Origin of the sequence: Candidatus Nitrospira nitrosa (assembly GCF_001458735.1) — a bacterium.
GTDB lineage: Bacteria > Nitrospirota > Nitrospiria > Nitrospirales > Nitrospiraceae > Nitrospira_D > Nitrospira_D nitrosa.
This window is the reverse complement of sequence record NZ_CZQA01000001.1, coordinates 1,358,384-1,382,011: the sequence shown is the minus strand read 5'-3', so window position 1 is coordinate 1,382,011 and position 23,628 is coordinate 1,358,384. Positions and strand designations below refer to the sequence as shown.

General features: G+C 52.6%; 20 protein-coding genes. 10 read left to right on the top strand and 10 right to left on the bottom strand.

Annotated elements, in window-relative coordinates; all coding sequences use genetic code 11:
- Positions 1 to 18: 18 nt before the first annotated feature.
- The 6 genes from COMA1_RS06570 to COMA1_RS06540 all read right to left on the bottom strand — a co-directional run bounded on the left by COMA1_RS06570 (position 19) and on the right by COMA1_RS06540 (position 7,787).
- A complete protein-coding gene (locus tag COMA1_RS06570; protein ID WP_090745504.1) occupies positions 19 to 2,586 on the bottom strand; it encodes a hypothetical protein in 2,568 nt (855 codons plus the stop codon).
- A gap of 14 nt (positions 2,587 to 2,600) precedes the next feature.
- Positions 2,601 to 3,590 (bottom strand): AAA family ATPase, encoded by a 990-nt coding sequence (locus COMA1_RS06565; RefSeq protein ID WP_090745501.1) that lies wholly within the window; start codon positions 3,588 to 3,590, stop codon positions 2,601 to 2,603.
- Entirely contained in the window at positions 3,591 to 4,982 is a 1,392-nt protein-coding gene (locus COMA1_RS06560; protein WP_090745498.1) for a TIR domain-containing protein, read from the bottom strand.
- Between the two features lie 372 nt (positions 4,983 to 5,354).
- Positions 5,355 to 5,924 carry a DUF805 domain-containing protein gene (locus COMA1_RS06550; RefSeq protein WP_090745492.1) on the bottom strand — a complete coding sequence of 190 codons (570 nt, stop codon included), beginning with the start codon at positions 5,922 to 5,924 and terminating at the stop codon, positions 5,355 to 5,357.
- A 192-nt stretch (positions 5,925 to 6,116) separates the two neighbouring features.
- Positions 6,117 to 6,638: a DUF805 domain-containing protein gene (locus tag COMA1_RS06545; protein ID WP_090745489.1), complete on the bottom strand. Its 522-nt coding sequence runs from the start codon at positions 6,636 to 6,638 to the stop codon at positions 6,117 to 6,119.
- 906 nt (positions 6,639 to 7,544) lie between these two features.
- Positions 7,545 to 7,787: a hypothetical protein gene (locus COMA1_RS06540; RefSeq protein ID WP_090745486.1), complete on the bottom strand. Its 243-nt coding sequence runs from the start codon at positions 7,785 to 7,787 to the stop codon at positions 7,545 to 7,547.
- Between the two features lie 786 nt (positions 7,788 to 8,573).
- Between COMA1_RS06540 and COMA1_RS06530 the strand changes: the two genes are divergently transcribed.
- Complete coding sequence (locus COMA1_RS06530; protein ID WP_090745478.1) at positions 8,574 to 10,004, top strand: OmpA family protein; 1,431 nt, start codon at positions 8,574 to 8,576, stop codon at positions 10,002 to 10,004.
- A 281-nt stretch (positions 10,005 to 10,285) separates the two neighbouring features.
- Positions 10,286 to 10,768 carry a hypothetical protein gene (locus tag COMA1_RS06525; protein WP_090745475.1) on the top strand — a complete coding sequence of 161 codons (483 nt, stop codon included), beginning with the start codon at positions 10,286 to 10,288 and terminating at the stop codon, positions 10,766 to 10,768.
- 202 nt (positions 10,769 to 10,970) lie between these two features.
- Here the strand turns inward: COMA1_RS06525 and COMA1_RS06520 are convergent, their stop codons facing one another.
- Entirely contained in the window at positions 10,971 to 11,576 is a 606-nt protein-coding gene (locus COMA1_RS06520) for a 2,3-bisphosphoglycerate-dependent phosphoglycerate mutase (RefSeq protein ID WP_090745471.1), read from the bottom strand.
- A 54-nt stretch (positions 11,577 to 11,630) separates the two neighbouring features.
- On the bottom strand, positions 11,631 to 12,287 hold the full coding sequence (locus COMA1_RS06515; RefSeq protein WP_090745468.1) for a DUF2628 domain-containing protein: 657 nt from the start codon (positions 12,285 to 12,287) through the stop codon (positions 11,631 to 11,633).
- Positions 12,288 to 12,464: 177 nt separating this feature from the next.
- Here COMA1_RS06515 and COMA1_RS06510 point away from each other — a divergent pair, with 177 nt between their 5' ends.
- The 7 genes from COMA1_RS06510 (at position 12,465) to dapB (ending at position 20,540) form a co-directional block, all read left to right on the top strand.
- Positions 12,465 to 13,682, top strand: a complete 1,218-nt coding sequence (locus tag COMA1_RS06510) for an acetylornithine transaminase (protein WP_090745465.1) — start codon at positions 12,465 to 12,467, stop codon at positions 13,680 to 13,682.
- Entirely contained in the window at positions 13,682 to 14,659 is a 978-nt protein-coding gene (argF, locus tag COMA1_RS06505) for an ornithine carbamoyltransferase (protein ID WP_090745462.1), read from the top strand. Before COMA1_RS06510 ends, argF begins: the two co-directional genes overlap by 1 nt.
- Before the next feature lie 10 nt (positions 14,660 to 14,669).
- Positions 14,670 to 15,884 carry an argininosuccinate synthase gene (locus COMA1_RS06500; protein WP_090745460.1) on the top strand — a complete coding sequence of 405 codons (1,215 nt, stop codon included), beginning with the start codon at positions 14,670 to 14,672 and terminating at the stop codon, positions 15,882 to 15,884.
- The gene (gene argH, locus COMA1_RS06495) at positions 15,884 to 17,296 is read left to right on the top strand and encodes an argininosuccinate lyase (RefSeq protein ID WP_090745457.1); all 1,413 of its coding nucleotides are present in this window, start codon (positions 15,884 to 15,886) and stop codon (positions 17,294 to 17,296) included. The genes COMA1_RS06500 and argH overlap by 1 nt, the downstream gene beginning before the upstream one ends.
- 265 nt (positions 17,297 to 17,561) lie before the next feature.
- On the top strand, positions 17,562 to 18,833 hold the full coding sequence (gene lysA / locus COMA1_RS06485) for a diaminopimelate decarboxylase (protein ID WP_090745451.1): 1,272 nt from the start codon (positions 17,562 to 17,564) through the stop codon (positions 18,831 to 18,833).
- Between the two features lie 2 nt (positions 18,834 to 18,835).
- A complete protein-coding gene (gene dapA / locus COMA1_RS06480; protein WP_090745449.1) occupies positions 18,836 to 19,714 on the top strand; it encodes a 4-hydroxy-tetrahydrodipicolinate synthase in 879 nt (292 codons plus the stop codon).
- Positions 19,715 to 19,736: 22 nt separating this feature from the next.
- Positions 19,737 to 20,540, top strand: coding sequence for a 4-hydroxy-tetrahydrodipicolinate reductase (dapB, locus tag COMA1_RS06475; protein ID WP_090745446.1), 804 nt, complete (start codon positions 19,737 to 19,739; stop codon positions 20,538 to 20,540).
- A 1,072-nt stretch (positions 20,541 to 21,612) separates the two neighbouring features.
- Here dapB and COMA1_RS06465 read toward each other — a convergent pair.
- Positions 21,613 to 21,930, bottom strand: coding sequence for a hypothetical protein (locus COMA1_RS06465; protein ID WP_090745440.1), 318 nt, complete (start codon positions 21,928 to 21,930; stop codon positions 21,613 to 21,615).
- A 176-nt stretch (positions 21,931 to 22,106) separates the two neighbouring features.
- Between COMA1_RS06465 and fsa the strand changes: the two genes are divergently transcribed.
- Positions 22,107 to 22,754: a fructose-6-phosphate aldolase gene (gene fsa, locus COMA1_RS06460; protein ID WP_090745437.1), complete on the top strand. Its 648-nt coding sequence runs from the start codon at positions 22,107 to 22,109 to the stop codon at positions 22,752 to 22,754.
- A 70-nt stretch (positions 22,755 to 22,824) separates the two neighbouring features.
- Here fsa and COMA1_RS06455 read toward each other — a convergent pair whose 3' ends face one another.
- Positions 22,825 to 23,523 (bottom strand): uracil-DNA glycosylase, encoded by a 699-nt coding sequence (locus COMA1_RS06455; RefSeq protein ID WP_090745434.1) that lies wholly within the window; start codon positions 23,521 to 23,523, stop codon positions 22,825 to 22,827.
- Positions 23,524 to 23,628: the final 105 nt, after the last annotated feature.

Sequence of the window (23,628 nt, the reverse complement as noted above, 5' to 3'; positions counted from 1 at the left end):
GAAGCGGAGAACTATAGCCTAACCGTTGGGTTGGTTAGTTACCAACTTGAACTGTGTTGCTTTGTGTCGTACACCATTAATAGGCCCAAAGATAGGGAAGTGCCGGAGACAGTTCTTGAATCGATGAAGAACCAAGAAGTTCAAGAGGGAGGATGGCAATAAGATCCAAGAGCAGATAATCCCAACTGATATTGCGTCATTATTGTACAAATTCAGGATGTTCTCAGAAAAATAAAAGGCTGATACTGACATCAACACAAGATTAAGCAGCGCCATGCGGGTAACCAACCGGGTCCGATGGAGGAGAATGGTAACTGTTTCTACATCAAGCAACCTACCCGTCAGCGAATCTGTTGGTAAAAAGAGAAAGTATTCATCCCGTAAGATGATCTGATCCCCATCTCGCTTAATGAAGGATTGCACAGGTCGATATCCTGCCTGCTCCCCCAGCTCGGCATGCGCCCCTCGCAGCACCGTCACGCTATCTACCCCGGCATGTTTGAGCGTGGCTGTCAGAGCTTCTGCGTTGGCTCTCGTCTCTTGTACCGTGGTATCCGGGGTGGCTCTCCGCATGATCTTGGGTATCCGACCAGTCCGCAGGTATTTTGCTATAGCAGCAGGAAGCTTAAACAGCCCTTGGTCACTGCGTGGAGGCTTGGATAAAAACTCGGCGAGTAATGAATCTTCCAATTCCACGCTTTCTGCATCCGAATCGTGCCTGCTCCCTAGTTGGCCATGTTCCATGGCCAACTGTAGCGGCACCGTCTTACCCGCAAACTCGAAGATGCTCAACAAGAGTTTTGAGACAAGAGCCCGTACTTGCCTTAATTCAGACGGAGACATTGAACTGGCTAAGTGCAAGCGGAGCCATATGGGCATGCTCCCCTCGCGAAACCAAGGCAGCATCGCGAGCAGCAGCAAGCGTTTGGGACCAATCAAGGGGACACCGTCATCCCCTTTCAGCGTGGAGCCAATATACAGGGTCAAATTCCAGTTCAACTCAGGATAGACAGAACATGCAGCCAGCCATCGATAACCGTCTAGGGTCAATGCTGACCGAGCTGCCACTTCCATCGCTCTAAGACTGTTTTCTGCAGGACGACTCGATGATAACCAAAGGTTGCGTCGATCCTCTAGCAAGTCTGCTAATCTGTTTAGATCCTCACGTCGTTCCGAAGAAGCAGGTGGCTCCCAAACTTTATGTGATAGATCCACTTGGTCACTCGTGAGCATTTGAACTACTAACTCCATACTCTCGGGAAGAAGAGGTAAAATTGCAATTTCAAGTAAAGTCGAAATGGAAGCCTCTCGGTAGCCCCACAGCCCAGGAGAAGTGGGGGTCAGACAGATCCGTCTTTCAAACTGTGCCACCGCGGCCGCCCATTCCCAAACCTTGCCTGACACAGGATCAATTAGCCCATTGCCGTTAGTAATCAGAATGAGACGGTGCGCACGATAGCGTCCAACCAGTTCCTCAATTGCGATTCTCGGGCTGTCGCTACTGCGGAAGACGCGCCGGAAATCACCCTCGAAATAAAAAACATCGGAATAGGCTTGAGATCTCTTCAGGACTGATACAAGGGATTCTGCATATCGCGCGACGTGGTCTTCTCGACTGTTACGCTCCACAAGGATTAGATACTCGGGTGCAACAGGATGCCGCGCATAGGCTGGTGTAAACATGCCAGCATTTCGTAGCGTAGCATCCAGCGTGAGGTCAACGTCTAGATCTTCAGATTCCACCTTTCTAGGACGACGCAAACCCTGTATGGTGCGGTGTACGTTAGCTTGGTCGAATGGGTTATACATTGGGGCAGAAAGAAGCAGATTCTTCAGTTCAGCAGTCCCTTCGGTCTTTCTGCGATTGACAAACGCATCCTTGCGTCGTGATGGGATGGCCGCCCACAGGGCAAGCACGGCGAAGGGGAGGAATGTCAGAGCTAGCATGCCTGTCCCGATCCAAGACTCCGGTGGCGGGATGCTGGAGACGTCCATCTTTAATGGAGAAAGCCATCCCTGAGCGTTCCCACCAAAGACCGATCCCGATGACTTGTGCTGTGACGATTTAGAATCCCCAGGAGGCATTGGCTTTAAAGGTCCCCTACCTTCGTCCAGAGGGGATGATGTGATGATATTGTCTATTAGAAAGAACATTGCCACGTGCGGCAGAATCACGAGCAACAGCGCTGTTGCAATCATTGCGACGAGCATCTTTGCCCGAAACAGTCTGGCGTCGTACTCAGTTTCTCGGCGTATTGTCTTTATACGCGCTTTCGCAATCTGAGCGTTATCAGCCCCCAAGCTTAAATCGGTCAACCAGACTGCTTCAGCGTGGCTTGTCTTTGCTGACGTTATGGCTCCAAAACAATGATGAAATCTTTGACGGAAGTACCTCTGCTGCTCATCATTGGTTGATAGAACTGAACTGAGCATATTGCAGAGGGACATCTGAGACTCAGGAAACGCATCGGCTGCATGAAGTTGTAGCAGCAAGTGGTTAACACGCATCTGTTCCGACACTCCCACGGTAAACCCATGAGCGCGAAGATCAGCATAGAAAGCGTGCAACAGTTCGTACTTAAACATTCCTCAAGACATATTCACTTTTTCAACCACTGTCTAAAATCATCCCTTAGACGCCCCTGGTCCTCGACTAGCTTCGATAGGGCAGAAAGAGTGGCTTCTACTGTGCGGTACTGAGGCCGTAATGACGTGTTTGGATCACAGCCAAACTCCAACATTGCGACCAACCAATTCAATAGCTCAGCCGTCCCGGGTTTTTTCCTGAACCCGCTATCCGGATGTCGCAGCTCAAGAAAGAACTCGAGTGCCTCTTGGAGCAACGGAGCTCCTTTTTCAACTTTCCCGATCAGACGGGAAAAGACAATCTCTTCGAGGCGCTCAGGATCAGGGAATGGAATACTGTAAAAGATACAGCGCCGGAGAAACGCCTCAGGTAAAGCCTTTTCGGAGTTGCTAGTCATGATGACGATTGGTTTAAAGTCGGCAGGGGCAGAAATTATCCTGCCACCGGCCTCAGGTACTCGAAAAAAGAACCGCTCCACTTCATTCAGTATATCGTTAGGAAAATCTCGTGGAGCTTTGTCAATTTCATCAATCAGCACAACAGAACGCCGCTGCTCAAAGTGGGTGTATCCCCCGGGTAAGAATTCTTGCACCTGTTCCTGCGGATTAGCCAGAAGGATAGCTCTACCCAGTGCGTTGAAGGAGATAAACTCAGCCACCGGCAATTCTGTTGCCGTCGTTTGGGCTGCCCGAAAACGACCAATGTTATCGAACGTATAGAACAAGTCACGTGCCACCGATGTTGACTTAGTTTCGAAAGTCAAAGGGGGAGCTAGTCCGAGCTGGTACGCAACACTGAAGGCAAGTTGCGACTTGCCTGTCCCAGGCTCACCCGTTACAAGCAGTGGCTGACGGAGAAGGAGGGCTACATTAACCGCATCGACCAACCCGCGATCTGCTAGATATCCCGCTGGATCGTCTGTTCCACCGAGTATTGGAGGTGCTAACTCCTTGTAGGTTGGCCTTGATGCTGGAGGCGATTCCGAGTACGGCAGTTCAGTCATTTAGATGCTCCTCAATATATCTTCCGCTCGTAGCAGAGTCTTCATCAGTGGTGCAAGAGGCCCTATGGGTAATCGCCCTGAACGACCACGGCTGAGAAATACATCCTCAAGGAGGGTCAAAATCTTGTCTTCCATTTTATGCCCGAGCAGTTCCCGAATACGTTGCTCTGCATCGTTGCGTGATCCTGAAAAGACCGCTCGCACTATACGGAGAACGTCATCCGTATCATTAGGCTGCATAATCTCGCGCACCCACTCTTCGATATCTGATTGTGAGAGACTTGTAAGCTCTGGCAGGACCGTCACCGATATAGCGGTTTCACTTGGAAGCACCAGGCCTCGCAGCTTCTGAGCAACGGGGGAGTCAGGCTTTACATTTCGCAAGCGTTCAAACAAAGATGGAGTGTGCGAAGGATAGGAAATGGCAAGGAGGATGATAATAGGTTGCGAAGGCGCAGGCACATCGGATAAAGCAGACCACAGGCGCACGACCTCCTCAATCAAGTTACCCTCGTAGAGCTGCCAGGCATCACTGCCCAAGTTACTCCAGAACAAAACGGGCCTCCGAATTGCACCAATGCGCTGCGTAACTTTTTGATGTGGCGCACTTAGTGGCAGCTCCAATCGATTGAGCACTCCCCGCCAGTATAGTTGGGCCCGTATTGTGGATGTCTGGGCGGCAGGAGAATAATCGGGCCAACGCACAGATTTGCATTCGAGTTGGTCTGACCTTTTTATCGGCTTCAGCTGCCTAGGGATAGAGTACTTACATAGACGTTCGACAAACATGTCACAACAATGCGATTCCTCCCCGTGAATTATGAAAAGAATGGGACGGTGCGGTGTTTGTTCAAGATGTTGCTCTAGCCGTTTTTGAATGAGAGCTTCCTGCTGATCTCGATCTGCGAGATATGGCATCAGGCCGCTGCTGATTTTTGGCTTTTCACGCGACCCTGCTGCAGACGTCTGAACCTCATCATTGCTGATAGCGACACCGTGGTACCTTAGCGTCTTAAGTAATCTGTATACCCACTCCTCATTCTCTTCTTCAGTGGCGGAAATATACTGCCTAGAGAGAAGTCGATACCTAAAACCAGGGGGGAAGGACAGTTCGGTCTCCAAGAACAACGGGATAATAGGTACTTTTTCATTGTCCGCCAACGCAAGTTCTTTCTTGACTTCCTCGCTCCCCAGCGCACTTTCACTGGCCATTAAAAGAAATACCTTGCTATTGCTGATTGCTGTCTCAATAAAGCTAGCAAAGTCTTCACCTCCTGGAATCTCTGCATCGGGTGCAAACCAGTAAGGAATGCCGCGCGATTTCAGCAGCTGTAGACGTTTCCGTACCGCATTCTCATCCACGCTCGAGTATGATACGAACACTTCATGCATGACACTTTACCCTTGTCGACCGAGACGTGGGCTCACATAAAAGGCTGTGTCCATCTGACAATAAAAGTGTACGCCACACGTGCTGCCAACGCCACGCAAGCAATCCTCGCAAGGTGAGCCCAGACCGGATTCAGTTGCCAGTAACGCGCACTTCGCCATACCCCAGGGATAACGAAGCAGTTAAACACAACTACCAACGCAATGTAGAAGCGAATAAGGAAAGTGCTCTTGGTGAGCCCAATTAGCGTGACGCCAATCTTATCGACGAGCACAAGATTGGCAAATATGCAGCCGCCCCAGAAGGCAACTGGCAAATCAATTTCCCCTCTCCAGTAGAGTCGAAGTATCAGCACAGCACAACTCAACTAAGTGCTAAATAAGATCCTTATAGGAAACTGTCGCTGTATCCGAGCGAACGGCATCAGCTACCTGGGGTTTGCTCCAGTTGTTCCATCCAGGTCCTTGCCCATACTCGTTGGGATGTAAGTCACTCGACCTGATCAGCGGATAGAGCCACACAAAACCACCGACATAAGGAATAAGGCCGACGAGACAAAATATAATGAAGGTTCCAAGAGACTCACCGAAATCATGGAACCGCTTGAACGTGATTGCGAAGTTTGCCCAAACCACCACTACCGCTCCGAGAATGAAACCTACAACCTTTGCAGAATCAGACCAGCCGCCAGAGGATTCCCCAGAACTAAACGGCTCCGAAATCGTTATTAGACCAGAATCGATAAAGGAGGGAATAACGAAATATGTGAAAAGGATGATACCGTAAAGGAGGAAAGTGGACAAGAAGTATGGGGCGCGAGCCAATCTACCTTTAAACGAGAAGAGCAGCCATCCCAACTGCTTCGCCAGTTCGCTTAATGAACGAGAAACGCGATCTGCGGTATTGACATCTACAACCTCAGTGTTAGTTTCTGCATGATTCATCTGGAATGCCTCTTTGTGAGTTCAGTATCAAACAACGTTATTTTTCAAATTGACCGGAGAATTACTCCATGCCCCCTTCGTCGTCTTGTCACCTTTCACCGTTGCCAATACCATCTCAGCCCCAAAGTTGTGCCTGAATTCCCACGCGTTTGTTTAATCGCGCTACCCCCTTCGATGAAGCCAGTCTTCAACTTATAGCCATGACCGAGTTCCAAAATCCCTCTCTCTGCTCCAGCTATTCCATCCAGGCCCTTCCCCATATTTGTTGGCATGCGAGTCGCCCGGATTGAGAAGCAAATAGAAAAATGCTAATCCGCTAGCACCAGGGATCAAGCTGATAACGGCTATGACCATGAAGGTTCCAGTGGACTTTCCAAAATCATGAAGCCGCTTGAACGTAGTAGCTAGGCTTGCCCAAGCCCACACTGCAGCTGCTGGAATAAATGCCACCGAAGTTAGCCATTCGTCAGCTGACCTATTTGAATTAAATGGGTCTGATATGGTGGTAATACCAGAACCAGCAAAGGAGATAAAACCGAAATATCCCAATAAAGGGACGCCCGAGACAAAAAATATGGACAAGAAATACTGGCGACGACCCAGTCTGCCCTCAATTGAAAATAGCAGCCATGCCAATTGGATTGCCAGCTCACGTGATGAACGCGAAATGCGATCCCCGGTATTGATGTCAGCCTCTCCGATGTCAGCATTCATTTGAGTCAGCGAGATGCCTCTTTATGAGTTTGGTGTCAGGCCCGGCTATTGACTTCACTCGCACCATTCCTCACAGTTTGTAACGAATCTACTAGGGGCAAAGCTTAATTATTGAGTTTTGCCCCTAACGGAGTGATCTTACCCCATGCCCTCACCCCGAAACCCTTCATGCAGAAATGCCGAAGGATCCGACCGCCGAAGTGAGGCAACGACGACCGATACATTGTCTATCTCAGCCCATGACAGCAGCACCAGCTCCGGTTCAGCGGTGAACGATTGGAGCGGTAAGATCACACTGGTAACACGGCAATGATGGCGGGTCAGATCATCGATAGAGCACCAAGCACAAGGACCATCATGAACACTGCTAACATTTGCTGACCGAGGAGAGTTTTGACTGTCATCATAAGCCCTCCCTCGCTAGAGTGCCCTACTGAGACGTCTGTCAGAATGCGAAGAGTGCCATTACTCCATGCATTGATGCATTCCGCGATCGTAATCGCCTCGCAACTAATGGACCAGAGCCATTCATCTCTACCAGCTCATTGTGCCGCCAGCTTCCTTCTCGTGTAGGAAATGTACTTAGCAAAGAACAGACCATAAAAGATCCGGGGAGGATGCCGCGAATTTCGAAGGATTGGACCGCTACCAGCCCAGTACCAGCCCAAGAAGGCGAATCTTTTTCGATACAGTGAATCTGATTGGATTCAGTGGAGGGAACGTTCACAAACTTGAGTCACAATATATTTGAGGTCAGACATGAGCATTGACTTACGGTCGCTGAGAAACACAGGCTTACCTCGCCCGTCTCATCCGATTCAAAACTCCGCGTTGGCGTTCCTGCTCTCCCCGGAATCCACCCTTTCGGGCGGTACGCTCAACCGATAAACCCGCCGCCCAAGCTCATCACGAGAGCATCGTCGGAACACCGGGGCGACGGAGAGAGGCAACGACGACCGGCATATTTTCAATCTCAGTCCACACCAGCATCACAACCTCTGGCTCGGCACTCAACCATTGGATCACCAGAAGGACACCAAGGAAAACAGCGATAACGGCGGGCCAAATCATCGCGAGCGCTCCAAGCACAAACACGAACGTGATGGCTTCCACCGTCAGGTGGCCGAACCGGCTCTTGGCTGTGATCATCAGACCCTCCTTCCGCGTGCGCCTTACGTGCACGCTTACGTATGGCTGATTGAATGAGTTTGACCATATTGCATAATAAGGTCTCCTAAACAACTAGGAACTCTACTAGACAGTAACGAATCAGCTTAGAGCGATTCTACACAAAGACTGTGCCGCATTGAATCCTGAAAAAGTCCTCAGATTTTAAGGATGACATTTTCGATCATCTACATGGGAGGCAGAAAAGAGCGTATCTTTTTCGATTCAGTGAATCCAATACGATTCAGCGGGGATGCCGCATACATCCTCAAGCTAACGTGAACCGTCTAGGCCGATCATTGGTGGGGATACCAACTGGTCTGATCGCTTCGTCATGACCCACTCAAAATATTCCCGCTTCTTCTCAATCCGAATCCACAGTCTCCCTCTCCATCCCTACATGTAGTGTGACCGGTCTTCGTATGTACTATTACTTTTTAGGTACTGCTTCTAGCACGAGTGCCACGTGCTTTCTCTTGCCCAACTCCCCTGCAACCCTTACAGGGCGCGCACTCACCTCACTATTCACCAGTTGCAAACGGGCACAAGAGAGCGTATAGGACATAGTAGCGTTTCCTCGCACCATCCAAATTTCGCGAGCCTGTATTTCGTACCAGATCCCGTGCTGTGGCTGGATCGCTTTTTTCTGTTTCGGTGTCGGCATAGGCCGTGTGAACAGGACAAGGGGATGCTCCAGGTATTGGGTGTTCATATTTTGAAACTGGATTTTTTCGGATTGCCGACTTTTATCATTTTGTGAGGTGGGTCATGATAAGGACAACGAAAATTCTCTCTTGTGCCTTTCTCGTCGCCCTTGCGGTGAATGGACATGTGTCGAGCCTGGCGGCAGCCACTCATTCCTTGGAGGAGAGGCAGCCGGCTGATGTTCGATCGGATGGTGGGCAGCCCTCTCTTCTCGCCACGCTCGTGACCCTTGTGATGCCGGGAGACGCACCTCCTGGGCAGCAAGACGGCCAGAAGACATCCTCTGCTCAACAAGTTGCCTCTTCTGATGACCCTGCCCTTGTGTCGGCCATTACCCCCATGACGTCCATTACCATCGATGTACCCCCCCAGAGTCAACCGGAGGAAGCGGAGGCCGCGGCGGCAAAAGAGAAGGAAAAGGCTGACGCGGACATCGAGCAGGAAAAAGCTCGCCTTGAACTGCTCCTGCAACAGCTGACGGCTAAGGAAAAGGAACTGTCTCTTCTACGAGAAAAGACCACCGCAGCAGCCACTCAGTTGAATGCGGAAAAAACCCGTGCGGAGGCCTTGGAAGCGCAACTCAATCAGAAAGAGCAGGAACTCTCGGGAATCTGCACGCAGCGAGACACCCACCAACAGATGTCTCAGGAGCTGAACCGGACCAAGAGCAGTCTGGAGTTGGCCAGGCAACAGGTCGCCGATATCGATCGCCAATTTTCGATCAGCAACGACCAGCTTGATGTTGCCATGCAGCGTATCGCAGACCTCGACCTGCAGTTGGTGGCCAAGGACCAAGAGTTGAAAACGGAACTCGCCAGCCGCGACTCGCAACTCGTCCAGGCCAAGCGCATCTTGGCAAGCGTGGGGAAGAGCCTGCCGAAACCGGCTAAGATAACGCCCTCTATGAAGAATGCCTTTCCACAACAGGCCGTTGCGCGCCTCTCACCTGGGCTCACCAAGGTTAATGAACAGTTGACGGCTGCCCTCAAGGAGGAACTGAAACGAGGCACCGTGGTGATGGAGCAACGCGGTGACAAGCTTACGCTCGCATTGGCTTCAGGAGAACTCTTCGGCGTAGGACGAGTGACCATGACGACGGCAGGCGCCTCCTTGGTCAAGCGCATCGGTGTAGCCTTGCGTAAATTCCGTCCTGAGAGCATCGAAGTGGCCGGGCATACCGACAGTATCCCCGTCAAATATAATCCTAAGCGTCCGTTTAAGGATAACGCTGAGCTGTCCCAGTTTCGCGCTGAAAACGCCAGCCGCGCGTTGATCAAAGGTGGACTGGGTGCCGATCGCGTCAGGGCCATCGGCTATGCTGACTCCAAACCCGTTGCGACGAACGATACGGAGGAAGGCCGGACCAAGAACCGGCGCGTTGAGATCATCGTGACTCAATCAGGCCCGCCGATCGCCTCCTCAGACGAGCAGCCTTCCGGAACCCGAGCTGCCGCCCCATTAGGGGCCGTGGTTCAAAAAGTCGCAACTCGCTGAATTCGCAACATGTCCCCTCCCGGCCATTTGATGAGTCGGGAGGGCTGAGTTACATTCCTCTCCATAGCTTCTCCGCGTTTCTTCGGCCAAATTCTCCCCATTGCACCAATTCATGCGACCAATTGCTCGCTGGCATAGGGTTCGCATTTCTTGGATCCGGATATTGCTCCGGCCTCTAGAGACTAGGTATTCAACTTCATCGATATCGGATGGATCCATCTACAGGCTTTCCGGCACCGCTTGAGGAGGAAATATCTGGTGCAGTATGCTGTCCAAAAGCTATGACATCAGCAGAAGCCGCGACGGCACTATTCAAGACGATCCCTCCCCCCATTACTCCCTCACAGCTGGGGGAATATGGTATCGAGGTCGCTGAGTCCCAAGTCCCCCACATCGCCAGAGAGATTCTCTCCCTGAATCTCTACTGGGTCCTCGCGGCGATCGACGCCCATATCCTTTCCAAGTACAGAGCCCTCATCACCGAAGACCTGTTCGAGTCTATCCAGGCTCAGTGGTGGCCTTCAGGTCAGCTAGGGACAGGCACGTGGGTAGAGTATCAACCGGAATTGACTCAACGGCGTGAACGCTATGCGCATCTGGTGGATCAGGAAGGGATCAACCCCACGGGAATCTGTGCCGAGACAGCAGGCCTCATAGAAGACCTGGGCCTAATTGAATCAGGAGATCGCGAGAAGCTGCTTGTGTTATTGATCGACTATGCGCCTGCTGCGGAGTACGGCAGACTGCTGGACCAGAGTGGATAGCTACCTAAGAATTCGACTCAGTCTTCCCACGTTTGAAGTGTTGAGCGATTGAATCGGCTAGACACACGAGCAAAGCGAAAACCCACTACCCACGCTAGCCGGCCTCGTAACATGTTGAGAGGAAAAGCCCTACCAACACGACCTGCCATCATCTGCGGTACTCTGAGCTCCACACAACTCTCAATGCTGCTCTGCGGCTCTGTTACAGATACCGATGCGACAAGACCTTACCGCTCTCATCAAGCTCGTACAACAGCGGCACTCCAGTCGGAATATTCAGCTCCAAGACCGCTTCTTTCGAGAGTTGATCCAGCTGCATGACCAACGCGCGTAGACTGTTACCATGCGCAGCAATGATGATCGTCTCGCCCTTCGAGAGGTGCGGCTTGATCATCGTTTCATAATAGGGCAAGGCTCGTTCTGCCGTATCTTTCAAACTCTCCCCGCCAGGCGGCCTGACGTCATAACTCCGCCGCCAGATTTTTACCTGCGCATCGCCGTACTTTTGGGCCGTTTCTGCCTTATTCAGTCCCTGGAGCTCCCCGTACATCCGTTCATTCAAGGCTTTGTCCTTTTCTATGGGGATCTGTGTCTGGCCGATCGTCTCCAATACAATCCGCAGGGTCTCATTGGCCCTCATGAGGACCGAGGTAAAGGCGCGATGAAAGGTAAATCCCCGAAGCTTTTCACCGGCTTGCTTGGCCTCCTCCACTCCCTTTTGAGAGAGCGGCACGTCCACCCACCCCGTAAACCGATTTTCCAAATTCCATTGCGATTCCCCGTGACGCAGCAAGACTAATCGAGCCATCGTAATTCCTCTCTTACATCAAGGTGACCACTGGATACTCACGGTCCTTGAAGGTCATGCTTGTGGCGATAGAACCGCGTGCTTTGCCGGCCGACCAGGTGGCTGGTCAGTATCAGGTGGCCCTTCCTGAACCATTTTGACCAATGTCGCCAGGAAAATGAGATAGAAGACGACACCGACCCAAATGACGTAGGGTTGCACGCCGCCGGATTCTTTCAGCGCGGTGTCTTGAGCCACAGGGTCCATCCGACCCGTTTGCTTTATTTCCCCGATATGTTCCCGGCAATGCCAATAGTAGAGATAGTTGGCCGTCGCGCCCGCCATGACGCTCCAGATGATCCCGGCTGACACATCCCCCGTGAGATAGGTTGAGACCATCGGGCCGACGGCATAGACGAACGCGTGGAGATACATCTTCCGATACAGAAACCAAAGAAACGAGATATAGAGAAACGCCGGCCAGTTCCATGACAGGGCAAACCGCGGTTGCCCGTTCAACGAAAATTTCTTGAAGACTCTTAAATAATAATCGGCATTGGGTCCGATAAATCGACGCCAGCGCGTCTCTTCGTCCTGAATCGGTTGAGCCGTGGTACTCCCAGCGGCTGTCTCGTCGGAGGAGGCCCTCACGTCCATCAACTTCGCGCCACACTGATGGCAGAAGTTGGCATCATCGGGATTCTGCTGCTGACACTGCCCACACATCGTCATGGCATGGCAGCTTACCACACTCCGAAATGGAAGAGAGGATGATTTGAAACGATGTTGCGCTCCCAGCTTGAGTACCGACCCTACCGCTCTTTTGAGGCCCTCTACTTCCCTGCTCACTTATTGCTCTTCCTACTGACCCTGTGCTAGCTTTCCTTTCTTTATAAGGGGATACGTCATATGCCGACTGAAGAATTGAAAGACGACGCGGCCAAATATCTGATGCAGACGTACAACCGCCAACCACTCTCGATCGTGAGGGGGCGAGGTACGAAAGTCTATGATCTGGAGGGGCGCGAGTACCTGGATTTTGTGGCTGGAATCGCAGTGAATATTCTCGGGTATGGGCATCCGGATCTTGTCCAGGCGATCCAACGCCAAGCCGCTCAGCTCATCCATACCTCGAATCTTTATTACACCGAACCTCAAGTGAAGTTGGCCCGCTTGCTGGTCGACCATTCATTCGCAGACCGCGCATTCTTCTGTAACAGCGGCGCCGAAGCCAACGAAGCCGCGATCAAGTTGGCCCGCCGCTACGGACATGAGCGCTATGGCGCTGCTCGTTTTGAAATTATCACGATGAAGAATTCATTCCACGGACGAACCCTCGCCATGGTCACAGCGACCGGTCAAGAAAAGGTTCAAAAGGGCTTTGAACCTTTGATGCCCGGATTCGCCTACGCTCCGTTCAATGACTTCACGGCCATCGAGTCTCTCGTTACTGAGAGAACAGCGGCCATCATGCTGGAGCCGATCCAAGCGGAAGGCGGGGTCCATGTTGCCGATCGAGAGTATTTAAGAAACCTCAGGCAGCTTTGTACTCAAAAAGACATCCTCCTGATTTTTGATGAGATTCAAACCGGCATGGGACGAACCGGAACCCTCTTCGCCTATGAGCAACTTGGGGTCCAACCCGACATCATGACCTTGGCCAAGGGTCTCGCTGGAGGAGTCCCGATCGGCGCATGCCTCGCCAAAGACGCGGTGGCGGCGGCATTCACCCCTGGCTCCCATGCTTCAACCTTCGGCGGGAATCCACTGGCTTGTGCAGCCGCGCTCGCCGTCTGCCACGTGCTGCTTGAAGGACCTGTCTTGGAGAACGCGAAGCGGATGGGAGAATATTTGGCCAAGGGGTTAGCCGACTGTAAGAACCGGTTTCGAGTCGTCCAAGAGGTGCGAGGGCTTGGCCTGTTGCAAGGCATGGAATTGACGGTGGATGCCAGGACGGTGGTGGCCGATGCGCTGGCGCGTGGCGTGCTATTGAATGCCGCGAATGAGCATGTGCTGCGTATGGTCCCACCCTTGATCATGACACAGCCGGAGATCGACCGACTCTTGGATCTCCTCGCAGCCCTCTTTACCCAACGCCAGACTGCGGAAAAAGATTCTCATCACTGATGAGCGGACGAACACAACATCCACGCGGTACCAAAGGATACGCCAAAGATCTGCTTGACGTGGCCACCATGCCACGGATGCAAGTCCTTGCGCTCTTACGACTGGCAAGCACCCTGAAGAAGAAGCAGCACCAGGGTATCCCACATCGGTTGCTTCGCGGGAAGACGCTGGGGCTTCTCTTCCAAAAGCCATCGACGAGAACTCGCGTGTCCTTTGAGGCAGGCATGAACCAACTCGGCGGCCACGCCCTGGCACTGCCGATGAGCGACATTCAACTGTCTCGCGGAGAGACGGTTGCAGACACGGCCCGCGTCATATCCCGGTATCTCGACGGCATTGTCATCCGTACCTATGACCATGCGATCGTCGAGGAATGGGCGACGGAAGCCACCATGCCGGTCATCAATGGGCTTACCGATCACAGTCACCCCTGTCAGGCCTTGTCCGATCTGATGACAATTCAAGAACTCAAGGGACGGCTCAAGGGACTCCGTCTGGCCTACATCGGAGACGGCAACAACGTCGCCAACTCACTCATCGAAGCAGGTGCTAAGGTAGGGATGCACGTGGTCATTGGATGTCCCTCCGGCTATCAGCCGGATCAGCGTGTCATCGACCGTGCCAGGATGGATGGACAGGCTACCGGAGCCGCCGTTGAGGTGGTAGAGAATCCACTTGTGGCCGTGAAGGAAGCGGATGTCGTCTACACCGATGTATGGATCAGTATGGGGCGCGAGCGGGAACAAGCCAGACGGTTACGCATCCTGTCCCCCTACCAACTCAATCAGCGACTCCTGCAACGGGCCAAACCCGATGCGATCGTCATGCACTGCTTGCCGGCCCATCGAGGAGAGGAGATTAGCGCCGATGTGTTGGATGGCCCGCAGTCTGTTGTCATCGATCAAGCAGAGAATCGGCTGCATATGCAAAAAGCGATTTTGACTCAACTTCTTACCCGCAAGAAAGGCGCTCGATAGCGATTTCACCATGAGACCCACATCACTCAAGAAAATCGTCTTGGCTTACTCCGGAGGACTCGACACCTCGGTCATCCTCAAGTGGCTTCAGGAAACCTATCATGCCGAGATCATCGCCTTTTGTGCCGATCTTGGGCAGGGAGAAGATCTGAAAGCCGTGAAGGCCAAGGCCCAAGCGCTCGGCGTCAAGAAAGTCTACGTGGAGGATCTACGAGAGACCTTTGTCAAAGATTATGTCTTCCCGATGTTGCGCGGCAATGCCCTGTATGAAGGCTGTTATCTCCTCGGGACATCGATCGCTCGCCCGTTGATTGCCCGCCGACAAGCCGAGATCGCGCTAAAAGAAGGCGCCGAAGCCGTATCGCACGGAGCCACGGGAAAAGGCAACGACCAGGTGCGCTTTGAGCTCACTTACATGGCACTCGCCCCGCAGCTCAAGATCATCGCTCCCTGGCGTGAGTGGACCATGCGGTCTCGCCGTGAACTCATTGAGTATGCCGAACAGCACGGCATCCCTGTGACCGCAACCAAGGCTAAACCGTACAGCACCGACCCCAATCTGTTCCATATCAGCTATGAGGGCGGTATTCTCGAGGACCCCTGGGAGTCGCCACCGGACGAAATCTTCCAATTGACCGTCTCTCCGGAAAAAGCGCCGAATAAGCCTCTGGAAATCGAGATCGAATATCAAGCGGGCAATCCGGTTGCCGTCGATGGAAAGAAGATGCGTCCCGCAGCCTTACTTGCCCATCTCAATACGGTGGGTGGCGCACACGGAATTGGCCGCATTGATCTGGTAGAAAACCGCTATGTCGGGATGAAATCGCGCGGAGTGTACGAAACACCGGGAGGCACGATTCTCCATGTGGCGCATCGAGGAATCGAGTCCTTGACGATGGACCGTGAGGTCCTGCATTTCCGCGATAGTTTGATCCCACGGTTTGCCGGCTTGATCTACAACGGCTATTGGTTCAGTCCGGAGCGTGAGATGCTGCAAGCCGCGATCGATGACGCCCAGAAAGACGTCAGCGGTATTGCACGGGTCAAGCTCTATAAGGGGAGTTGTACATTGGCGGGGCGCAAATCGAAGCGGTCACTGTACCGATTGGACATCGCCACCTTCGAGGAAGATGATGTCTATAACCAGAAGGATGCCGAAGGGTTCATCCGATTGAACGCATTGCGGCTCAAGATCCGCGCGCAACGAAAGAAAGCCTCGTCCTGATGGCCAAACGCAAACAACCTCCGAAGGCCCCTGACCAGGCAGGGAAAGCCTGGGATGGTCGGTTTCGGGAGAAGACTCATCGCTTGGTAGAGACCTTTACACGCTCGGTGACGGTGGACGGTCGGCTCTATGCCGAGGATATTGCCGGAAGCATTGCACACTGTAAAACCCTTGCAAAAGCAAAGGTCCTGACAGAAACAGAAGCCCGAAAAATCATTCGTGGGCTGGACACTGTGAAAAGAGAGCTGGACCGTGGTCAGTTTGCCTTTACTGCGCACGACGAAGATATTCACATGGCGATCGAGCGGCGATTAACGGAGATCATCGGCCCCTTGGGAGGGAAATTGCACACCGGTCGAAGCCGGAATGATCAGGTTGCGTTGGACATTCGGCTGTATTTACGCGCCCATTTGGACACACTCCACTCACGGCTGCTCGATCTGCAACGTGCATTGGTTGAAAAGGCTGCGGAGAACCGTACGGTGGTGATGCCTGGCTATACCCATCTCCAACGAGCTCAACCGGTCTTGTTCGCTCACCACCTATTAGCCTATGTCGAGATGCTCGAACGGGACAAGGGGCGATTGCATGACGCAAGACGCCGACTCAATGTCATGCCGCTGGGATCCGGTGCCCTGGCCGGCACGAATTATCCGATTAATCGGCGGTATACGGCGGAGTTATTAGATTTCCCTGCCGTTACCGCGAACAGTATGGACGCCGTGTCTGATCGCGATTTCATGATTGAAGTGGCCTCGGCCCTTTCCATCGTAATGATGCATTTGTCACGGCTCAGTGAAGAATTGATCCTGTGGGCCTCGCAAGAGTTCCAATTCGTCGATTTGCCCGATGCCTTCTGCACGGGAAGCAGTATGATGCCGCAGAAAAAGAACCCGGATATCCCCGAGCTGGTTCGCGGAAAGACAGGTCGTGTATACGGGCACTTGCTCAACCTGTTGACCGTACTGAAAGCCCTGCCTCTTACCTATAATCGGGACTTACAGGAAGATAAACCCGCCCTTTTTGACGCCCTGGATACGGTAGCTTCCTCGCTTGAGGTGATGGCCGAATTGATGCGCCATATACAAGTCAACCGAGAAAGGCTCATAAGCGCATTGCAAGGGGGCGGACTGCTGGCCACCGAGCTGGCTGACTACTTGGTCATGAAGGGCGTGCCGTTTCGTGAGGCACACGGCATTACGGGACGGATCGTTCGAGCGGCTCTCGATCGAAGCTGTGAGGTGACCGATCTCTCGCTTGAAGAGTTACGAGGATTTTCCGGGCGAATCACACAGGACGTGTTCGCCCGATTGACTACCGTGGCTGCGATCGATCACAAAGGGCAAGTTGGCGGTACCGCCCGAGCTCGAGTGGAGCAACGGATCAAAGAGCTGGAGAAGCACCTCTCATGAGAGCACTGGTGATTCTGATCTCTACAGGGCTGTTGAGCGCCTGTGGCGCCGTGGGGTCCCCTGTTCCTCCTGAGTATGTGGGCGTTGCCCCTACCATTGAAAAGCAAAAGAAACAACATGCCCTCCAGGCAGAACACGAGGCAGTAGAGACAGGAGCTCCTGACCTGTCTATGGACGCGCACGACATGGGCCTTCCATCTTCGCAACCAGTGGGGACTCGGTGATGCTGAGCGGACGAACCTCCATTTGAGTAAGGATTGAGACGATGAATAGCTTTGAGTATCAACAGGGCGAACTATACTGCGAGCGAGTGCCCGTCAGCCGGATCGCGAAAGAACTGGGCACTCCTTGTTATATCTACAGCCACGAGACTCTCATCCGTCATTTTCATGCTTATGACAGCGCGTTCAAGGATATCCCGCATGTCATCGCCTTTGCGATGAAGGCCAACTCCAATCTCGCCATTCTGCGGCTGATGGCACGAGAAGGGAGCGGAGTGGATATTGTATCTGGCGGTGAACTGTTCAGAGCCATGAAGGCCGGCGTACCTGCATCCAAAATCGTCTTTGCCGGTGTCGGCAAGTCACCGGACGAAATTCGTGACGCGCTCAAGGCAAATATCCTCATGTTCAACGTCGAGTCGGCGGCTGAAATCCGTGCGATCAACGACGTGGCCGCTTCGGTCGGCATGAAGGCTCGAATCGCATTGCGAATCAATCCCGATGTGGACCCTAAGACACATCCGTATATTTCAACAGGGATGAAGAAAAGTAAGTTCGGGATCGCAGCCGATCGTGCGTTGGAAGAATACAAAATAGCATCTTCGATGAGCCACATCGACGTCGTTGGAGTTCATGCTCATATCGGCTCACAGTTGACGGATGTGACGCCGTTCGTCGATTCGTTGCGGAAGGTCGTGGCTCTGATTGACACGCTAAAAAGCCATGACATCAACATTCGTTATCTGAATATCGGCGGCGGACTTGGCATCACCTATTCCGATGAGAAGCCGCCGTTGCCTCAAGATCTGGCTCACGCGATTTCGCCCCTCGTCAAAGGGTTGGGGCTAACACTGGTCATGGAACCGGGCCGTGTCATCGTCGGCAACGCAGGGATCCTGGTGACCAAGGCGTTGTACGAGAAGGCTGGTGAGACAAAGCACTTCGTCATCGTCGACGCGGCCATGAACGATCTTATTCGCCCCAGTTTGTATGGTGCGTACCACGAGATTCGGCCGGTGAACGAAGCAGCGGCCCATCGCCCTAAACAGCTGGTGGATATTGTTGGACCCGTGTGTGAGTCAGGAGATTTCCTGGCCAAAGATCGCTCGTTGCCGAACATACAACCCGATGACTTGTTGGCGGTCATGAGTGCCGGAGCCTACGGTTTTGTGATGGCTTCAAACTACAACTCTCGACCGAGGGTCCCGGAAGTACTCGTCAAAGGTGGAGAATTCCACGTCATTCGTGACCGTGAAACGTACGATGATCTTGTCAAAGGGGAAATAATCCCCTCGTTCCTGAATGAAACGGAGTGAACATGTTTACAGGATCTCTTGTCGCAATCGTGACACCATTTCGAAAGGGCAAGGTCGATGAACGGGCTCTGGCTGACCTGATTGAATGGCAGATTGCCAATGGGACGAACGGTATTGTCCCGTGCGGAACGACCGGGGAGTCCGCCACTCTTTCTCATGATGAGCATAATCGAGTGATTGAGCTAACGGTGGAGGTTGCCCGACGTCGTGTCCCAGTGGTTGCCGGCACCGGATCAAATAGTACGGACGAAGCTATTGCCCTCACAAAACATGCGAAGCAGGCCGGCGCCGATGGGTCATTATTGATCACTCCCTACTACAATAAACCCACACAAGAAGGCCTGTACCGCCATTACCGAGCCGTTGCCGAGGCTGTCGACCTTCCCTTGGTCCTGTACAACATTCCCGGTCGTACCGGAGTGAACATGCTCCCGGCCACGATTGCCCGTCTCACCGCTCTTCCGACCATTGTTGGTGTCAAGGAAGGGAGTGGATCCGTCCAGCAAGCCTCGGACATCGTACAGATGTGTGGCGACCGCCTCACTGTGCTAGCCGGTGATGATGCTCTCACCCTCCCGATGATGGCGGTCGGTGGGAAGGGTGTCATTACTGTGACGGCAAACATCGTCCCCGCCGAAATGGCCGGGCTTGTAAAGACCTTTGCCGAAGGAAAAATCGCGGACGCTCGACGTATTCATTTTAAACTCTCTCCTCTCTTTGCCGCGCTGTTCTTCGAGACGAATCCGATTCCAGTGAAGGAAGCATTGAGCTTGATGGGCAAAATCGACCCAGAGCTGCGCCTGCCACTCTGCCCAATGGCGCAAGACACACGCGAGAAGCTGATTCAGGCCCTTAAGGAGGCCTCATTGATCGCACATTAACGATACTGATGGTGGGAAAAAGATGATCAAAGTCGTTGTAGCCGGAGCGGCCGGACGAATGGGATGCAGGTTGGTATCACTAGTCAGGGATTCCACCGCATTGATGCTGGCAGGCGCACTAGAGGGGAAAGGCCACCCAGCATTGGGAGAGGATGCGGGTGAATTCGCTGGATCAGGACGCGCGGGTATCCCAATCACGGATGATCTATCGGCCTTGATGGAGCGAGGGGAGGTCGTAATTGACTTTTCTTCTCCCGGGGCGACCCTTGATCACATGCAGACGGTCGTTCGTTCACGTCGCGCAGCGGTCATTGGAACAACCGGATTCTCAACCAGCCAGCTCGATGAACTTAAAGCGCTCACCCAGCACATTCCCTGTGTGTTTTCTCCAAACATGAGCGTCGGTATCAACCTCCTCTACAAAGTCATCAGTGAGATGGCTAAGACCCTTGGAGACGACTACGATATCGAAGTGATTGAGGCCCACCACAGGTTGAAGAAAGACGCTCCAAGCGGCACAGCCCTCAAGATTGCCGAAGTCCTTGCACGTTCCGTAAGCCGTGACCTGAATCAAGTCGGTGTCTATGCTCGTAAAGGATTGATCGGGGAACGGACCAAAGGGGAAATTGGAATCCAAACCATTCGCGCCGGTGATATCGTTGGAGACCACACTGTTCTGTTTGGTGGCATGGGCGAACGCATAGAGGTGACACATCGAGCCAGTAGCCGCGATACCTTTGCCCGTGGAGCTCTCCGTGCTGCACGATGGGTCGTCCGCCAGCCACCCGGTCTGTACGATATGATGGATGTCTTAAGTCTTCGCTAGTGATCCACTACAGAAAGCATTGCTTCCGACTGAATTCTGAGGGGCTTATTATTTCTCTCCAGATGTCGAATGGTCTATCGCTTTCCATATTGGACAAGCCAGATCAGACTAAAGAGCGCAGAATTCCTTGAAAATAAGGCGCACAGCTTGGAGCTTGCACCTGATCACTTCAGAATAGGGAACCTGCTCCTTATTGTTTCTTGGTCTTGAGGCTGTGTTCTTACCACTGGCCAGGTGAAATGAGAGGGAGCTCCTCTCAGAGGCGAGGAGTCAATAGGCGTAACCGGACAAGGCACGTGGACCGACCCATTGCCTCCCGATATGCTCACCCAGCACCGTGTAGTAGTTTGGAGACAGGAAGAATTAGTGTCGCGCCGTGATCGGCCGAGGTTCCTGATCCGCTGCTTTCCGACGACCACAGTTTAAGCACGCAAATACCGTGATCGCCAGTCCAGCATCCAAATCCACTGCTCGTTCTGGAAGCATCGCTCCATGGCATTTATCGCAGGTCTTCATAGGTGCGCACTTTAGCATCATGAGATAGGGAAAACCAGTCCTCCTGAAGTACTGTATGACACCATAAGGCGAGCCCCAATAAGACCTACTCAAAATAGACCAAATGAACTTGTTAGGCGAACAGTGGTATACAATCGAAGACTGGTGGTGGTCACCTTGACAGGTAACGCTGACCCTCCTTAGGATTGTGGGCCAGCTAGTAGTAGACCACTATGTATAGACTCATTCTTGTCAGTTTGCTCCTCACCATTCTTTACTACCTACTACGACGCATGTTTCGTGGCTTCAAGACTCCACTTCAGAATGGTCATGGAAATTCATCCACACAGAGTCAAGATGACGTACAGGATCAGATGATCCAAGACCCTGTCTGTCAGATATTCGTCCCGAGGCGAATAGCCCTAATCGAACAGATCGGAGGACGGGAATATTGTTTCTGTAGCAAGGAATGCGCAGGAAAGTTCAGGGATGAGCACCCTGTCTAGACGTCGAGCCTAGCCCTAGGGTAATCCAGCTCCACACAGTTTCAGAGAAGGCATCCTAAATAGAGTTCCAGCTAGCACCCTGAAGAGTAACTGTAGTCGGAGAGTTTTTCATTCTTGTCAAACTTGAGAGTGATCTGACATTCGTTGGGTTTAAAGTTGAATAGTGGCGGGCCTGATTTCCCTCCAGCAATACTGTAGTATGTCCAAGTCTCTCCCCCAAAAAACCGGGACGCTTTCCCAGTGGGAGCCCCCCAATTTTTCTCAAACCAGGCTTTATCCTTCCCTTGAAGCTCAGCCGGCTTCAGCGACGCTTCCAGATAAGGATTACTCCCTCCGCAGGCGGTCACCAAGCTACAAACACACAACAGATAAATTAGTTGTCGCATCATAATTTCTCCAGTACGTGATGGAGTGAAAAAACCGTAAAAATCCTAACGTCCTGTGCAACTTCTGTCAAACTTTTGAACTGATTAAGTTGCACTGCGACTGAGTTCCTCATAAAATGACCGATAGGTAAGTAGAATTGATATCCGTCCACTGTTTCTTCGTGAGGAAAGGGACAATCATGAAGATTTATCTCGATACCGCCAACGTGAAGGAAATCCAGGAGGCCGCCAGCTTCGGGCTGCTTGATGGTGTCACAACAAATCCCTCCTTGGTCGTGAAGGAAGGTCGTAGTTTTCGAGAAATGCTGCAAGAGGTGTGCAAGATTGTCGATGGGCCGATCAGCGCCGAGGTTGTAAGTATAGAAGCAGACGCCATGGTCAAGGAAGGCAAAGAGCTGGCCAAGATTCATCAGAATATTGTGGTGAAATGTCCCTTGATCCCGGAGGGGTTGAAGGCCACAAAGCGGTTAGCCGCCGAGGGCATCAAGGTGAACGTGACCCTCTGCTTTTCCCCGACTCAGGCCATGTTAGCGGCGAAAGCCGGAGCTTGGTGCGTATCACCTTTCATTGGACGACTCGATGATATCAGCTCAAATGGTATGGAGCTTATCCGACAGATCCTGACGATCTATAAGAACTATGATTACAAGACACTAGTATTGGTGGCAAGCGTTCGTCATCCACAGCACGTCGTGGAAGCAGCCTTAGCCGGTGGCCATATCTGCACGATGCCCTACAACATATTCCAGGCACTTTTTAAACACCCACTCACCGATTCCGGCCTCAAGAGGTTCCTCGACGACTGGAAGGCAAAGGGGCAGCAGTAGCCCTGTGATGACTCGCAGGTAGTGCACAAGACATGAGTTTGGTGAGGTGTGTTGGGCTAGGGCGGAACGGTTAAAGCCGACTTCGGAGTCCGTCTATTTCTTTCCTCGCCCCCTGAAATACTGCGTGGAACATCGGCCGGGTCAATTTCCCTGTAAACGTGTTTTGTTGGCTTGGGTGATAGGAACCTATCAGAGTTACTCCCCAGGGAAGTCGGTAGACAGCGCCATGTCCAAACTTGGGAGCTGGTACTGGAATCATGCGACCTTGAGAACGACAGGTCTTGAGATAGTGGTCGAAAGCAATTTTCCCTAAGGCAACCACGACACGATGATTCTTCAGTAAGCGAATTTCTGCCTGCAAGTACTGGCGACAGCTCAAAAACTCGTCCGGCGTGGGTTTGTTCCCCGGTGGCGCACAACGAACTGTCGCCCCGATGTAACAGTCCTTCAATGACAAGCCGTCATCTCGATGGTGCGATGTGGGTTGGTTGGCAAACCCATGTCGATAGAGTGCCTCATACAGCCAATCTCCACTTCGGTCACCGGTAAATACTCGCCCAGTCCGATTCCCTCCATGCGCCGCTGGAGCAAGGCCAAGCACATAGAGCCTGGCTCGGGAATCTCCAAAGCCAGGTACCGGCCGACCCCAATAGTCCCAATCCAGAAATTGCTTCCGCTTCTGCTGTGCTATCGCTTGCCGATAGGTGACCAGCCGAGGACAGACTGTACAGTCTGTGATAGCTTTATTCAAAATACTCAGAGCCCGCATAGGAGGCGCAGTGTACCATGAACCAGAACTCTATTCTGCTTGCCCGTACGTGGGTGAGCTGTTAGCATAACTTCGCACTTCGTGATGCCCCCTGTCTCAACTCCA